Here is a 12900-nt window from a genome sequence, read left to right on the forward strand (position 1 = left end):
CAATTAATCATGACTCAATACATGACTTGGGAAGGGTGGCAAGCCGTGCAGCATCCTGCAGGAATGTACTCGCTGTACGCAGCCGAAGCATCGTTTGCACAGTGGAACTCATTGACATTTACGATCGCTCAATGGGAGCAACATCCACACCAACCAAGTAAAACTCGGCTACCCAAAACCAAAAACTGCCTGAAAGCGATTGTCGAAAGATCCTGTGCTGAAGAACGATTTTATTATCTTGCTCAAATCGTCGAACGGATGAACATGGGTGCAATCACCGTTGAGGATCTTCCTCGACAAAAAGTTAATAGTGCGAAAGCTTGGAAACACCTTAAAGCACTCGCAACAAAGGACTAAGAAGACTGTATCACTCAGATTCGTCCGATTTGGGTGATACAGTAGAACTATTCACTTAACTGGTATAGAAATGAATGATATCGAAGCGATAATTAGCACCATCTTTTGTGCTAATTGTGATGCTGAAGCAAAATACGCTGTGCAACCAACAGGACTCCCAGTGTGTTTGTGCTGTAAAACTGCCTACGAATGGGGACAGAGCAATCCAGAAGCAACATTTTTAGACATTGCGACCGCCGCTGACGAAAACAAAGTTAATGAAGCAGCGATTTACAGCCTGGAATAATGGTACTCAGTGGCGGCCGTACTATCCCATATTATTGCTCAAAATCAGCAGTCTTGTCAGATGCTGGTTTTGAGCAATTCACACTACGATATTTTTTCCAGTCTTGTGTCATTTTGCTAAATTGCGCTGCATTCTCAGATGAAATGGGGTGTTGTAGTTCTCCTGTATACCGATTGCCCCGCAGAATCACATTCTGATGACATTCGCTACTTTCACGATCAGGATAAACCGTTGTTATTCCATTCGAATCAAGTTTGGCAATCCACTGTCCAATCTCCATTGTTTTTTCAGGGGAGATAAACCGCAAATTTGGCTCCTGGGCTTCTGTTTTCTCGATCGCGTTTAACAGCCGCTGGCTATAGTAGTCGGTCATCAAATTTTCCAGAGAGTGTGTTGACAACACCACTTCAAGTAGCATTGTTTCTTCTGGATACTGTTGATGAGTGAATGGGCATTGATAATTTTCGGGACACAGATCAGGTCCCTTGTTCTGAAAGCCCACGCTGGGTAGCAACGGTAAACTTCCAGTATCTGTTTCGCGTACTACTCCCAAAGCAACAGCTACCTCGGGTTCTACAAAGAATCTGTCTGTCGCAGAAACAAACTCTCCCGTACGGTTGCACCACTGATTGTCTTCTAGCGCATGAAAAACTGTTTTTGCAAGCTTTAGTCGATCGAGTGACTCAGCTTTTTCCTTTGTTTCGACTAAACATTTTGCCACATCTTGCAGTTGGGTTTCTGATTCTACATAGAATGTCCCACAGTTAATCTGCGGATCTTTGCACTGAGCTGCGTTTAACTCGAAGTGCAAGCGTGACGGATACAGAGTGAGACGATCCTCTTCTAGGGACAGGTGAACCCGCACATTCTGCTTGGGTGGCATTCCTTTTCGTCCCCCACTAACAGGTTTTTCCTCTGTTCCATCTAGTTTAATATCAGAAAAACTAAAGGCGGAATCCGAGGTGTCATAGATTTTTGTCTCAGGCACAGGTTCCATTTTCGATATCAAAAATTCCCGCAGCTCATTGAGACTGTTGAGAGTAACAACGTCAGATGACTCAGACTGCTGTTTGGAGGTCAAATACTGAAGCGTATTAGCTCCGACGATAATCCGAATGCTGTCGTCAGTATTTTCTAGTCCCCATTCGACAGAGCTATGGATTCTATGATCCCTGGGTACTGGTAAAGAAATCGTTGCTTCATCAGGTCTGAGATTAAACCATTCGTTACCTTCGATGTCGTCATACATCTGATCATCTTGGAACATTAAATATTCTCCTTTTTTCTATGCAGGAGCTAAAACAAATAAAATCGTGAAATTTGAGCAAAAAACCTGACTTGCAATTAGGAGCAGTTTTACTCAGAAACAACTCAAAGCACTATTGCTTATTCTAAAACAACAAGCATTTAAAGCAAGTCATCACATAAACAAAGAAATTAGCTCAAATCGCGTTCAATGCGGACATTAAAACCTCAAGAGATTTTTGAGCGTCGCTAACGCAAGTTTTTTTCCAAAACTGGGAAAACTAACAGTGTGTTTATAATTCGTTCTCGTGCCTGACCCAGATTTCCCAACGGCTTATGATGCGATCGATGCCGGGGTAATTACGCCCTCACCCGAAATTGCAATTCTGCTCATCGTGCTGCTGCTTGCCGGAGTTTGGATTGCCGTTTGGCAATCCAAATAATCGCACAAATTAATTTAATTTGCAGAACTGACTCTACAGATTTAGAGCAGTCGTCGATTGATCGCGCTAAAACTAGAGAAGCGCATCTTGTTCTCTTGAGTAATGAAAGCAGATCAAGGCTAAAACCGCTCCAAATCTTCACTTTTTTATCTGAACAAAGCACGCGATTCTAGCGGCACCAATCTTCATGGTTTTACACAGTTTCACCGATTGCTTTAGCCAGCTCACCAACCTCGGATTTATGGTCGGATCAGAAATCTGGCTGAAACTCGCTTGGGATCAAGCTCCAGAACTATGCCCACTCGATTGGAAATGGCGTAACGAAGAGCCAGAGCAAATCGTGCTCACCGGAATCGTCCTGAACAACGATTTAGACCTAAATCAGTGCAAATGGGCGGGTTATGACATCAACGGGGATTCTATTTGGGAGCCTCAAGTAGAGCCATACTCTTTTCTACGAATTGCAGAATTAGCGCATACGGGCGCAACCGTGCATTTCTACCCAAATCAACCGTGTGGAGGCATCAGCAACAATCACGTTACTCACAGTTCGATTGTGTTCTACGAAATCGACCAGCTTGATCTTCAAGACCAATGGAAACAGATTTACCGCTTAACGTTTGAGACGGGACTATCGCCTTGTGCAGTTGTCTACACTGGCAGCAAATCCCTGCACGTCTATTTTCGCTTAAGTGAACCTGTTGAGTCCGAAGTTCACTGGCGACGGCTAGCACGAAAACTCTGTATCCTACAAGACGCAGACAATAAAGTGACCAATCCCGCTCGGGCAATGCGGTTAGCAGGCATTGCCCGCCGCAAGCACAGCAATGGAGTTTGGCAAGAACCGGTTCTGCAGTCTCTAGAGCAATGGTCGCGCCATCAATACTCTCCAGAGGCATTTGAACACGCACTTGATCAAACAGGGAGATTTCCTCTTGGACTATCCGACGAACGCTGGATGGAGTGGGTCTCAAAGCGCAACCAGCAGATAAAAGGTGAAGATGTAAATCCAGAAGTCACGCTAACTGACCCATCTGTGGAAGTACGATTTCAAGAACGCAAATCTGGATCCAATCCAACGAACTATCCTCATTATGACTCTCGGCGCACCGATGCTTGGGTCAAAGATGCACTTGACTTTATTCCGCGTCGTTCTGCCGGAGAAAATACTTATGAAACCTACCGAACACTGCTGATTGCGCTCAAAAACCATTACGGTGAAGAAACGGCCATCTCCCTGATGGAGGAACACTCGCCATCACGACAATGTGGCTGGAATATTCGTCAGGTGTGTCGCTCTTCGAAGGCAACCTACAGCATTGGCAGTTTCTTTCACCTTGCCGAACAGGATTTTGGCTGGAAACGCCCGGCAACCGAATTATCAATCCTCGCCATTGCCAGCAGTCCTCCCCCCAATTTTGACCCCGAAGCCGAAATTGCTAATCTCGACATTGAACCTGACGATGAACTTCAAGCCCTGCTGCGATCGCACTCCGAGCAGGTCGTTTGGAACGCACTAGCTGCATTTCAAGTATCAAAATCCCCGATCAAACACCCGCTTTCTTGGTTGAAACAAGCCATCACTCACGGATGGAAGCCAAAATATCAAACTTGACCTTGTGTCGTGACTTTCTATAACTCAAACTCCCTCCAGTTGGAGGATAGTTTGACTGCGTCGAGCAAGCTAGGATTAACATAATTTTCCAAAAGAAGAAACCAAAAATCTAAGATAGGCAGTCTGATCTTGATTAATTTGGCTATATTAACTTATCCCTGAGAAGATCTGCCTCGATTTCAGAAAAGGGCTACCGGTTCCTGCGTCAACACCTGAGAAAACAACTATGCCAATTAATCTCGACTCCCAAGTTTTTATCATGCCAGATATTTTGGTCATGTTAGACAGCTTGCAACAGCCGTCAGAGATTCGCATTCGGTTTTTGAAGGTTCCGTCTCAAGAAGTAACTCAAGATCTCTTGGATCTAAACCGATATCCGTCGATCCAAGTCAACTCTCACTTAAACGAACATTATCTTCAAATCACACTTCCCGAAATTAACCCCCACCGCAATCGAGCACTCACAGAAGAAATTGCGAGCCAAATCCAGAAAGAACACAACTTGAAAATGGAGCGGCTTGTTCGCGAAGGCGCAACGTGGTTTCGGCGTGACTGCAAACCTGTTCGCTCATTTGTCGAAGTCGACTTGACTCCCACTCAGGAACAATCTGAAAAGATTGGAACCCTACTAAAAATCCTGCACAAATGGGGATTAGTTCTACAATGGGGAGCCGAAAATAGCCAGCTCACGCTGATCTTCTCCAACGGAACGCAACAATTCTTCGATCGAAATAGCGACCTCATCTATTTTTTAGAAGGCATGAAAGAAGCGGCAATCTTGTTTGATATCCCACGATATTACAACCAACAACTTATCGCTGCCACTTCAGTTTCTCCACATGAAATTACAGGATTTGAGTCTTAGTCAGCAAAACAAAAACTTAACTGCGGGGTGCAACCCTCTAACACAGCATTCAATCAACACAGATAATAGCAAAAATACAAATCCCGCCTATTGCCCACAATGCTACGGAAAGGAGGAGAAATGGAACACTTCAAACTTCGGGAAAAACCGATTGTTATTAGTATGGTAGAAGTTTTCATTTGTATTGCTGACCATCCGGGTCTTTGTGTAGGCGAAGTTTCCCAAAAAATTGACTTGTCCACCAGTACCGTTAGTAAGCAAATTACAGCGTTAGTACGAGCCAAACTAATCATTCGCACTCAGGGCAGACCCAGTCGATTGTTTATTAATCCTGAAGCCTGTCCCAAAACCGTAGAATATCTTCGCTCTTATGAACTACTGGCTCGATCTGCCTGGAAATTTCGAGGAGCGGATCGAATTCATCCACTTCCGCGCTACCGCCCTAAGCTTTCAACGCTAGCAGAAACTGCGTAGAAATCTTCAAAACTGCCAAATTTGAAGATAGCAAAGAAGATTTTTGAGCAATTACAGCTCGATTCCAACCTTGGTCTAGCGGTAATCTAGACCGAGGTTAGAATCGAGCGATTTTTCATTAAACCGGGAATTCTCTTCGTTAGCGCAGAGCGTGCGGGAAAATCCAGCACAAGAAGCAAATATCGTCGACGACTGACACTCCCACTAGGAGCCTTCAAAAAACCAGGCGGACTAAGTTAAACAGCCTGCGTTCCGACCGGAACGATTGTCATGATGGTTTACCGAGGGACAGTTTATGGCAACTAAAACTGAAATGATCGCGATTGAATTAATCAACTACGTTCAGTCCGCTTATCACTGTAGTGAATTTATTCCAGTAGAGCAAAGATCGGACATCGATTATCTAGAAACCGCTGCTCATTCTCAACGCAGTCGACGGGCTATTAAGGTGAATGAAATTCTGCCGATCAGTACTAAGCTAATTCTGCCGATCATTCACGGCATGAATGATCAACCAAAAAGAAAGCAGACGTATCAATCGAGCACCGGAATGTACAAAATTACCTTAACCACAGGTGATTCGTTATTTATTGCACGATTTCAGGTTGGCGCAGGACGTGCAGCTGAGATCATTCAGCTCGCAGCTGCAACTCGAAGCGGTTGGTCACGCTGGCTCGATATTCGGCGCAAGCGAATGAAGCTAGCTCATGCCATCCCAAAAGGGATCAGCAAAGTTGAAGCAACCTCGAACGGCGCGATTTATACTCCGTTAAAACAACTGCCAACAACCGAAATCTTTCATCCAGCCATGTCTATACTCGATGAAGAGATTCGACACTTTTTCAGTAACGTTTCTCAGTACACGCGCTTCGGGATGCCAGGAGTGCGAAAAGCCATGCTTGTTGGACCTCCTGGAACAGGTAAAACATCGATTGCAATCCAACTGGCTAAACGCTATGTCGAAGAGCGACAAGTCTCTGTAGTGTTTGGCACCAACTTAAAAGCAGTTGCCCAACATATGCACAAAGCAGCTAAACAAACGAAACCGACGATCGTGATCATTGAAGACGCTGAAGCCTGTTTGCGAGAGTACGAAGGATGCTCAAGTGTGCTCAACTGGCTCGATGGTGTTGATACTCCGGTTAACTCAAAAGGATGTTATGTCGTAATGACCACAAACTTTCCGGAACGACTAGAACCGCGCATTCTCAAGCGACCAGGACGTATTGATCGCATTATCGAAGTTGGAGAACTTCAAGATGACTATGCACTAAATTGCGCCCGAATGTATTTCCCAAGCAACGGAATTAATGATCCAGACTTACTCTCTCAAGTCAACAATTTAACCGGAGCACAAATCAAGGAACTGGCGCAAAGCGCAATTGCAGTTGCTGTTAGTCAAAATCACCCGATCACCCTAAATTTGCTGCAAGATGTTCGCAACCGGATTGCTCAAGATTTGCAGCAAGTGAGAAAGTATGCTGAAGACGAATCTCCACTTTCAAAGGGTGGCACAATCGGCTTTGAAGCCTTCTAATTCTTTTGAAAGAGGGTGCAGAAATCTGCACCCCTTGTCTGCCTGCCAGCATCACAAAGCTACTTCTCAATCGAAGTATATCTACTATAGTCCGACTTCTCGTTTCAAAACAATGCAAAATCAGATTGATCAAACAGTAAAAGTAAAGTAAAACCAAAATCATGGAGCGCTCTGAAGCAGATTAAAAGCCGCAGTCCACGACTGCTATCGGTTCAAATTTGACTTTTAGTTATCGTAAAATTCACTATCTAAAGATACATCCGAATGATTCTCAAACTTGATCGCTGCGATCTAAGTCCCGAACAGATCGCGCATCGCTTGTACACGCACCCAATTCGACCACTTCAAGTCAGAAGTGCAAGCAGCCAGTTTATGCGTTGGAAAAGCAACCTTTTACGATTGCGAAAGCACACGAAATGAAACCTACAACGCCATTTACATTCCAGGAAATCATGCCGCACAGGATCATCGACTCCGAAATTCAGTCTGAAGGAATGGAGAACTCCAGTCCACAGTCTCAACAAAGCCAATAAGCACCCTTAACTCGATCAAAAAACAAAAAATTCTATGGAAATCTCCCCTCGTAACAGGAATGCCCGAAAAATTCGTCACAAATCTGACGTTGACGCTTCAACACTATCGAATTTAATTCAAGCTTCTGAGTTCAAAGAACAAAAAACCTGGGTTCAAAGCATGATCGACGGTGGAAGAGTTGAAATTACCGCTAATCGCAACCGCATCAAAGCGATGCCGATTCGCTGCGGTCGAGATAGTATCGCCCAGCTTCTGGGATTGCAATGCTGTGATGAAGCAGAGCGACAGCTAAAAAAACAACTCAATTCGTAAAATCTTACGCAATGAAACTACTAGAATAAATCGAAGAGAGTAACAAAATCGGCGCAGAGGTTTTCTCGAGTGACGACCTGGTTGGTATATGCCACTTCTAGCTACCGGACCACCCGTCATTGGACTTCCAACTTATTCAGATGAGAGAGAGATTGAGATTGAAGAATGTTGCTGCAATCACATTGTGAAATACGCTCGATCTACCCAAAAATTAATGGTTGATTCTGGCAAGGACTTGACAAGATTATCTTGATCTCAAAACAAGACAAGAATCAACACTAAAAGACGAATTCCATCAAAGACTGCTGTAATGCGACGATTCCAGAAAGATTAGAAAAATGCGAAAGCGATCTCTTTCTGCCGTAAAACCTACAAGTTCACAAGCCAACTTGTTAGATCTATGGTGCTTTCAATGTCAAAAAATACCCGCTCAGCATACCGATTGCTAAGTGTAATTGGAACAGCAATCGTGCTTTCCCTGTCTCTACCCACTCAAGTACATCTTGAAAAGTCGCAGCTACGACTTGACCAAACGGCACAAGCAACAACATTTGAGCCACAACCAAACAAGCCTCCGGAGGGAACTGGGGGAACTGGAACTCGCTGATAAAGATCTACACTGCTATCTAAAACCAGATTTTGCTTGCTTCCGCAAGGCGCGAATAGGTCAAGAAAAGCAGTTTTTATGAAGCAGAATCGTTGTTCAAGTATTCATGCAGAGCAGCTTACTGTGTTGCTCTGCCCGTCATATCAAGGTGTAACCCATTCTCGTTGAATCAATTAACCGAATTACTAAACCATCGATGTAAAACCTCATGCAAATCAAGATTGCACCCGAATTTGCTCAATTCATTCAACGAATGTCACACCACAACGGATTAGATCCTGAGCGTTATGCCACAAACCTCTTGGAAAAAGGAATCAGGCGAGAACTAGCACAAACATTTACAGAAGATAGTGTTTCTAGGTTTATGCATCATCTAACAACAACTAAAACGCTTTCATTCACCCTGCTTATTCAGCGACAAGACTTAAGCTGAAATGCCCCAATCTATCTCGCCATTGTCTTCTGTCTTTCTGCTATCAAAAGGCAGCACATTTATCTAGATTCATCACAGCTATCAGTAGCACGATAGAGCTTTTGAACACGGAAAGATCAGCTAAACCCAGAGGCTTAAAATGAAAATCTCCAACCAGTTCATTACAGACGCACCCTCAAATTATGACGGCTTTGGAACTAAAACTGTCGAAGTTCTTGACTTTACGCTGCGCGGCAAGCAAAATCGGCTTCGAAAAGTATTCATTCCACCCATGGCGATCGCAAATAATTGGCAGATTAATCGCTACTATTCTGGGCTACACGTCTGTATTCCAGCATCTGAAATAGAGAACTGGAAAGACCTTTGGCTGCCAATCGAATCTTTAACCACCAGCAAAATAGCGCATCAAATTGCTGGACCCGAACCAACCTGGAAAGAATTTCTACTAATTCATGTCCTCGAGTCAGACAGATGGCAAATTACAGCAGAAGCTCTAGATCAAAAAGAATACTGGGTGGGCAACCTAGAATGCATTGATGAGAAACGCCGTGGAACAATGGCTTTAGCAGAAAACTCACGGCTATCTTTACTGCAAAAGCTATTTGAGCAGGTGTATGGAAGAAACAAGATTGAATTTGCAGAAATCGCTCCATTTCAAGTTGGAGTCTGGCAATGCCGAATTGAACAAACAGACGAGATCACTTATGAAATAACCGCAGGAGCAAAAGGATCAAACATCGCTCCTCGATCGGAAAAACGAACAGATCTGAAAGCCGCTATTGAACTAGTTCAGATCTGGATAAATGGGCGAAAAAGTGAAGTGTAAGCTACCTCTAAAAAAGACTTACTGGTGAAATTCGGCGCTTGAAAGCTTGGCAAAGTGGTGAAAGCGGTTGATTCGCAAGGGAGATCTTAAAATTGCCTTTGAAGCTTGGTCTGGAGGAATCTAGCGCTAGGAGCAATCGCTTTGTTAAACCAGCAAAACGCCACAAATCGGTTGAAATTTGTATGCAGCCAGAATCAAAACCCATTCTCATTTCAGTCACAAACCACCCAGAACAAGGCTTAATTTCAGTCTTATACCACTCCAATGAAACACTCGACGACATTTTAGACCGAGTCTGCGAACGACCCTTGTCGGATCTGCAGGTGGACGGGCGATTTGCCGACACCAAAGTTATTTGCGATCGCGATTCTGATGTCATTTTTGAACTGAACTGCGATAATCCACACGTCATTCATGACTTCCCAGAACTCAACTGGCAGCACTCAGGCTCACCGTTGCGTCCTCCGTTTATCGTCATTTGGCGAGCAAGTCGGTATCAATCTACTCCAGAACATCAACAATCTGCTACCACTTGGGCTGAAGCAAAACAACTGGTTTACCAAAAAGGGCGACCTGAAGAAAAAATCAGCGTGTTAGATAATAATGGGAACTCGATTAGTCATCAGCTATGGCATAACGAGGTATAGACTCAATCGCTGTGAAATAAAATTATGAACACCAATGCGTCATCGCTGCCGAATAGTCCTGTTGATGTCAAGCTCTTCACAGGCATCATCCACTTAGCCTTAACCGGCTGTTGTGCCATTTTTGCGATCGAGCTTCACCGTGCTAAAGGATATGAACTGATCGGCTTTATCGATGAAGCCGGAAATGTCTGCCATTTCGCTTGCCGCAATCAAGCAGGCGAAATAATTGACGCAAACGGAAAAGGATTAACCACCGAAGAAGTTAGTCAAACTTATCTACACCAAGGACATCTTCGAATTGAACCGTTTGAGGCAGCAGAAGTTGAGGCAAATTTGGAAGAAGAATATAGCTTAGGCGCATTTGTGCCACCTGGCTATGCAAAAGCTCTCCCTCTTCTGTTTTCGGAAGCTTGGTGGAGTTTTTGGGAAGAATTTGGCAGGAAGATGAACGTTGGTACTAACTCGCCTAATTCATCGCCCCATTTTCAGGAGGAAAGCATGCGACAGATGAACGTCGAAATTACAAGCAAGACGACGCTGACCTAGAATTTGCACTCGAAGAAGTTCTTAAGCTACTGCAACAGCGTTCTGCATTACTGGAAAAGAAAATCGAGATAACCAAAATCAACAACCATGAAACCAGAAGATATCAATAGCTACGTTGAAATGTGGATCGAAAGTCCTGAACGAGTCGTTCAAAAGCTGGTTTGGTGCAGCAAGCAACGCGGATGGAGGCGAATTGAAAGCGCGGAGGACTTAGGCTTTCGTGATGTTCTTAAACTAACAAGCCGCGATGCCTGGAATTTAAGGGACCAGTTTCTTGAAAGTGGTTATTTTGGAGGGCAAAGCTACGAACGTTACGAAGACATTCAGTTTCACGTCAACCGTTTGAGCGATCGCCCAATTTATTTCTTGTTTGCATGGGACGTAGAAGAAGGCTGCACAAAACCAACTGCCAAAATCCGATGTGAGTCAATGTATCAAGCGCGAAAATATTTCGCGCGGGCTTATCGGTCTGGCGGCAAAGGCTTCCAGGAAACGGGGATTGAATATCAGGTGGAACACCAAGTAAAACACATTTCCGACTGCTTACGCATGAATCAAACAGACTTCTGGATCGAGAAACTCTCGAATCTTGATCTAGAAGCAGATCTGATTCATACCCGCAAAACCTAGACTTTTTTTATTCAACTTCGTACAAACAAAGGGATGAGCGCAATTATTTGCCAGTGGGCAGCTTCGACGCAGCTACCTGTCAACGAACTGACCGCAGTAAGCAGCGAACAATATAACAAAGATGCTCTCGTTAATGCTGCTGTCGATTCTTCGCACTTCTACCTTGGAAGGAAACGGCATTTGATTCACTTTGTTCGATCAAGATCACTGGGCTGGCACACCGACCCAAACATTAAAAAGAACTTTACGATTCTCTGGGTTATCGATGGAGAAGGCTTTGCTGTTCAAGGAAAAAAAGAGGATCAACCTCAACCTTGCAACACGATCATTGTGCTCGATCATTTACAGCGTCACCAACTGCTTGCTCCTAAACCAAGTCATCACCGGGTCTGGATTGCAGCGTACATCACCACAAACAGACTACCTGCTGAAATTGAATCAACAGAGACGTGGTTTCAGCCTTTTCTTTTTGAACAACAATTCAAGGACTGAATGGAAAAGAATGCCGTAGCAGTAAGGTAGATAACTTCGAGAAATGTTAGAGGAAATGCAATGAGATTAGAGATCAAACTTCGAACTAGCACCAGCGCACAGACTGCTATTTTTCTAATTGGATTAATTGGCGGAATCGCCAGTATTTCTGCTGGTTGGTTCTTTGGCAATCCCTGGGAGAAACCTGGAGTTGCTGCAACAACTATCATTATGGCAGCAACCGGGACCAAAATATCGCTCAAACGAAACTCAAACGAATAAAGACGACGGTGATGAAATTTTCACACTGTTGCTGCTATCACGGCGACCGCCGCTTCTTGAGTAAAGACATAACTTTGTACTAGCACCGTTGTAGCAACCGTTATTCAACTTGCACTCGATCAGTTTTAGCTCACCCAAACGCTACAGACGACGCTGCGTCGTTGCTAGCTCTAAATATTTGAAGAATCCGGGTTGCTCAAGTTATCGCAAGCTAAAACCCAGCACACGCAAAAATTGACCATACACAAAGATGAATCTAACAATTAAAGCAGAATGCCGCACCGATGATTACGGACAAAGCGTCGAGTTTGATGCTGCTCAATGGTTCGAACAAGCCAGCGATAAGGCAATTCTTGCTCTCGATCGCTGCTCTTGGGGCGATGACTATTGTCCAGATGTAGACCAAGTTGCAACCTTTTTCAAAGAAAGAAATCCTCAGATCAAAGGACTATTCGACTATCTGGCAAATATCAATAAGTCAGGTAGAAAAACAAAAAAGATTGGGTTTGAAGTCTCAATCGATCCTGATGCTGCATGCAACTGGATCAAAAAGCATCGACCGCATCTTGCAAAACAACTTCAGTCCTACGACACCGAGTATGAACTGAAAAGCTTTATTGATGATTTTGTCGAGCAACTTGATGCTAGTCCCGGACTCGTCATCTCGGACGAAGAAGACGTGGCTCAACAAATTCCAGTATTACTACTATTTATTCACGAACATTTTCCTGAGGGCTTTTCTCAAGAAGAGCATCAGCACCTTCTCAGCCTTGCGAAACGGATGAATTAG

The 12900-nt window shown here is 44.1% G+C and carries 18 protein-coding genes; 17 read left to right on the forward strand and 1 reads right to left on the reverse strand.

Annotation, left to right across the window (positions count from 1 at the left end):
* Nucleotides 1-9 precede the first annotated feature (9 nt).
* Nucleotides 10-357, forward strand: a complete 348-nt coding sequence (locus ACQ4M5_RS01890) for a hypothetical protein (RefSeq protein WP_430673912.1) — start codon at nucleotides 10-12, stop codon at nucleotides 355-357.
* A 70-nt stretch (nucleotides 358-427) separates the two neighbouring features.
* Nucleotides 428-643, forward strand: a complete 216-nt coding sequence (locus ACQ4M5_RS01895; RefSeq protein ID WP_430673913.1) for a hypothetical protein — start codon at nucleotides 428-430, stop codon at nucleotides 641-643.
* A 31-nt stretch (nucleotides 644-674) separates the two neighbouring features.
* On the opposite strand, the gene ACQ4M5_RS01900 is transcribed toward ACQ4M5_RS01895, so the two are convergent.
* A complete protein-coding gene (locus ACQ4M5_RS01900; protein WP_430673914.1) occupies nucleotides 675-1910 on the reverse strand; it encodes a hypothetical protein in 1236 nt (411 codons plus the stop codon).
* A 286-nt stretch (nucleotides 1911-2196) separates the two neighbouring features.
* Between ACQ4M5_RS01900 and ACQ4M5_RS01905 the strand changes: the two genes are divergently transcribed.
* From ACQ4M5_RS01905 to ACQ4M5_RS01975, 15 genes are all read left to right on the forward strand, one after another.
* Nucleotides 2197-2331 (forward strand): hypothetical protein, encoded by a 135-nt coding sequence (locus tag ACQ4M5_RS01905; protein ID WP_430673915.1) that lies wholly within the window; start codon nucleotides 2197-2199, stop codon nucleotides 2329-2331.
* A 187-nt stretch (nucleotides 2332-2518) separates the two neighbouring features.
* A complete protein-coding gene (locus ACQ4M5_RS01910; protein WP_430673916.1) occupies nucleotides 2519-3946 on the forward strand; it encodes a hypothetical protein in 1428 nt (475 codons plus the stop codon).
* 226 nt (nucleotides 3947-4172) lie between these two features.
* Nucleotides 4173-4811 (forward strand): hypothetical protein, encoded by a 639-nt coding sequence (locus ACQ4M5_RS01915; RefSeq protein ID WP_430673917.1) that lies wholly within the window; start codon nucleotides 4173-4175, stop codon nucleotides 4809-4811.
* 120 nt (nucleotides 4812-4931) lie between these two features.
* Nucleotides 4932-5285: a winged helix-turn-helix transcriptional regulator gene (locus ACQ4M5_RS01920; protein WP_430673918.1), complete on the forward strand. Its 354-nt coding sequence runs from the start codon at nucleotides 4932-4934 to the stop codon at nucleotides 5283-5285.
* Nucleotides 5286-5580: 295 nt separating this feature from the next.
* A complete protein-coding gene (locus tag ACQ4M5_RS01925) occupies nucleotides 5581-6822 on the forward strand; it encodes an ATP-binding protein (protein ID WP_430673919.1) in 1242 nt (413 codons plus the stop codon).
* 567 nt (nucleotides 6823-7389) lie between these two features.
* Nucleotides 7390-7668, forward strand: coding sequence for a hypothetical protein (locus ACQ4M5_RS01930; protein ID WP_430673920.1), 279 nt, complete (start codon nucleotides 7390-7392; stop codon nucleotides 7666-7668).
* A gap of 412 nt (nucleotides 7669-8080) precedes the next feature.
* On the forward strand, nucleotides 8081-8275 hold the full coding sequence (locus ACQ4M5_RS01935) for a hypothetical protein (protein ID WP_430673921.1): 195 nt from the start codon (nucleotides 8081-8083) through the stop codon (nucleotides 8273-8275).
* Nucleotides 8276-8483: 208 nt separating this feature from the next.
* Nucleotides 8484-8708, forward strand: a complete 225-nt coding sequence (locus ACQ4M5_RS01940) for a hypothetical protein (protein ID WP_430673922.1) — start codon at nucleotides 8484-8486, stop codon at nucleotides 8706-8708.
* 139 nt (nucleotides 8709-8847) lie between these two features.
* The gene (locus ACQ4M5_RS01945; protein WP_430673923.1) at nucleotides 8848-9534 is read left to right on the forward strand and encodes a hypothetical protein; all 687 of its coding nucleotides are present in this window, start codon (nucleotides 8848-8850) and stop codon (nucleotides 9532-9534) included.
* A gap of 182 nt (nucleotides 9535-9716) precedes the next feature.
* Nucleotides 9717-10181: a hypothetical protein gene (locus tag ACQ4M5_RS01950; RefSeq protein ID WP_430673924.1), complete on the forward strand. Its 465-nt coding sequence runs from the start codon at nucleotides 9717-9719 to the stop codon at nucleotides 10179-10181.
* 24 nt (nucleotides 10182-10205) lie between these two features.
* A complete protein-coding gene (locus ACQ4M5_RS01955; protein ID WP_430673925.1) occupies nucleotides 10206-10727 on the forward strand; it encodes a hypothetical protein in 522 nt (173 codons plus the stop codon).
* A gap of 87 nt (nucleotides 10728-10814) precedes the next feature.
* The gene (locus ACQ4M5_RS01960) at nucleotides 10815-11357 is read left to right on the forward strand and encodes a hypothetical protein (RefSeq protein ID WP_430673926.1); all 543 of its coding nucleotides are present in this window, start codon (nucleotides 10815-10817) and stop codon (nucleotides 11355-11357) included.
* 33 nt (nucleotides 11358-11390) lie between these two features.
* Nucleotides 11391-11849 carry a hypothetical protein gene (locus ACQ4M5_RS01965; protein ID WP_430673927.1) on the forward strand — a complete coding sequence of 153 codons (459 nt, stop codon included), beginning with the start codon at nucleotides 11391-11393 and terminating at the stop codon, nucleotides 11847-11849.
* A 60-nt stretch (nucleotides 11850-11909) separates the two neighbouring features.
* Entirely contained in the window at nucleotides 11910-12110 is a 201-nt protein-coding gene (locus ACQ4M5_RS01970) for a hypothetical protein (RefSeq protein ID WP_430673928.1), read from the forward strand.
* Between the two features lie 250 nt (nucleotides 12111-12360).
* On the forward strand, nucleotides 12361-12900 hold the full coding sequence (locus tag ACQ4M5_RS01975; RefSeq protein ID WP_430673929.1) for a hypothetical protein: 540 nt from the start codon (nucleotides 12361-12363) through the stop codon (nucleotides 12898-12900).

Source organism: Leptolyngbya sp. AN10, from assembly GCF_050565645.1.
GTDB lineage: Bacteria > Cyanobacteriota > Cyanobacteriia > Leptolyngbyales > Leptolyngbyaceae > Leptolyngbya.

What these genes read in the sequence shown, in the direction of transcription:
- ACQ4M5_RS01895 (WP_430673913.1), top strand. Translation starts at nt 428, where the DNA reads ATGAATGATATCGAAGCGATAATTAGCACCATCTTTTGTGCTAATTGT.
- ACQ4M5_RS01930 (WP_430673920.1), top strand. Translation starts at nt 7,390, where the DNA reads ATGGAAATCTCCCCTCGTAACAGGAATGCCCGAAAAATTCGTCACAAA.
- ACQ4M5_RS01965 (WP_430673927.1), top strand. Translation starts at nt 11,391, where the DNA reads ATGAGCGCAATTATTTGCCAGTGGGCAGCTTCGACGCAGCTACCTGTC.
- ACQ4M5_RS01975 (WP_430673929.1), top strand. Translation starts at nt 12,361, where the DNA reads ATGAATCTAACAATTAAAGCAGAATGCCGCACCGATGATTACGGACAA.
- ACQ4M5_RS01955 (WP_430673925.1), top strand. Translation starts at nt 10,206, where the DNA reads ATGAACACCAATGCGTCATCGCTGCCGAATAGTCCTGTTGATGTCAAG.
- ACQ4M5_RS01910 (WP_430673916.1), top strand. Translation starts at nt 2,519, where the DNA reads ATGGTTTTACACAGTTTCACCGATTGCTTTAGCCAGCTCACCAACCTC.
- ACQ4M5_RS01935 (WP_430673921.1), top strand. Translation starts at nt 8,081, where the DNA reads ATGTCAAAAAATACCCGCTCAGCATACCGATTGCTAAGTGTAATTGGA.
- ACQ4M5_RS01945 (WP_430673923.1), top strand. Translation starts at nt 8,848, where the DNA reads ATGAAAATCTCCAACCAGTTCATTACAGACGCACCCTCAAATTATGAC.
- ACQ4M5_RS01900 (WP_430673914.1), bottom strand. Translation starts at nt 1,910, where the DNA reads ATGTTCCAAGATGATCAGATGTATGACGACATCGAAGGTAACGAATGG.
- ACQ4M5_RS01950 (WP_430673924.1), top strand. Translation starts at nt 9,717, where the DNA reads ATGCAGCCAGAATCAAAACCCATTCTCATTTCAGTCACAAACCACCCA.
- ACQ4M5_RS01970 (WP_430673928.1), top strand. Translation starts at nt 11,910, where the DNA reads ATGAGATTAGAGATCAAACTTCGAACTAGCACCAGCGCACAGACTGCT.
- ACQ4M5_RS01940 (WP_430673922.1), top strand. Translation starts at nt 8,484, where the DNA reads ATGCAAATCAAGATTGCACCCGAATTTGCTCAATTCATTCAACGAATG.
- ACQ4M5_RS01915 (WP_430673917.1), top strand. Translation starts at nt 4,173, where the DNA reads ATGCCAATTAATCTCGACTCCCAAGTTTTTATCATGCCAGATATTTTG.
- ACQ4M5_RS01890 (WP_430673912.1), top strand. Translation starts at nt 10, where the DNA reads ATGACTCAATACATGACTTGGGAAGGGTGGCAAGCCGTGCAGCATCCT.
- ACQ4M5_RS01920 (WP_430673918.1), top strand. Translation starts at nt 4,932, where the DNA reads ATGGAACACTTCAAACTTCGGGAAAAACCGATTGTTATTAGTATGGTA.
- ACQ4M5_RS01960 (WP_430673926.1), top strand. Translation starts at nt 10,815, where the DNA reads ATGAAACCAGAAGATATCAATAGCTACGTTGAAATGTGGATCGAAAGT.
- ACQ4M5_RS01925 (WP_430673919.1), top strand. Translation starts at nt 5,581, where the DNA reads ATGGCAACTAAAACTGAAATGATCGCGATTGAATTAATCAACTACGTT.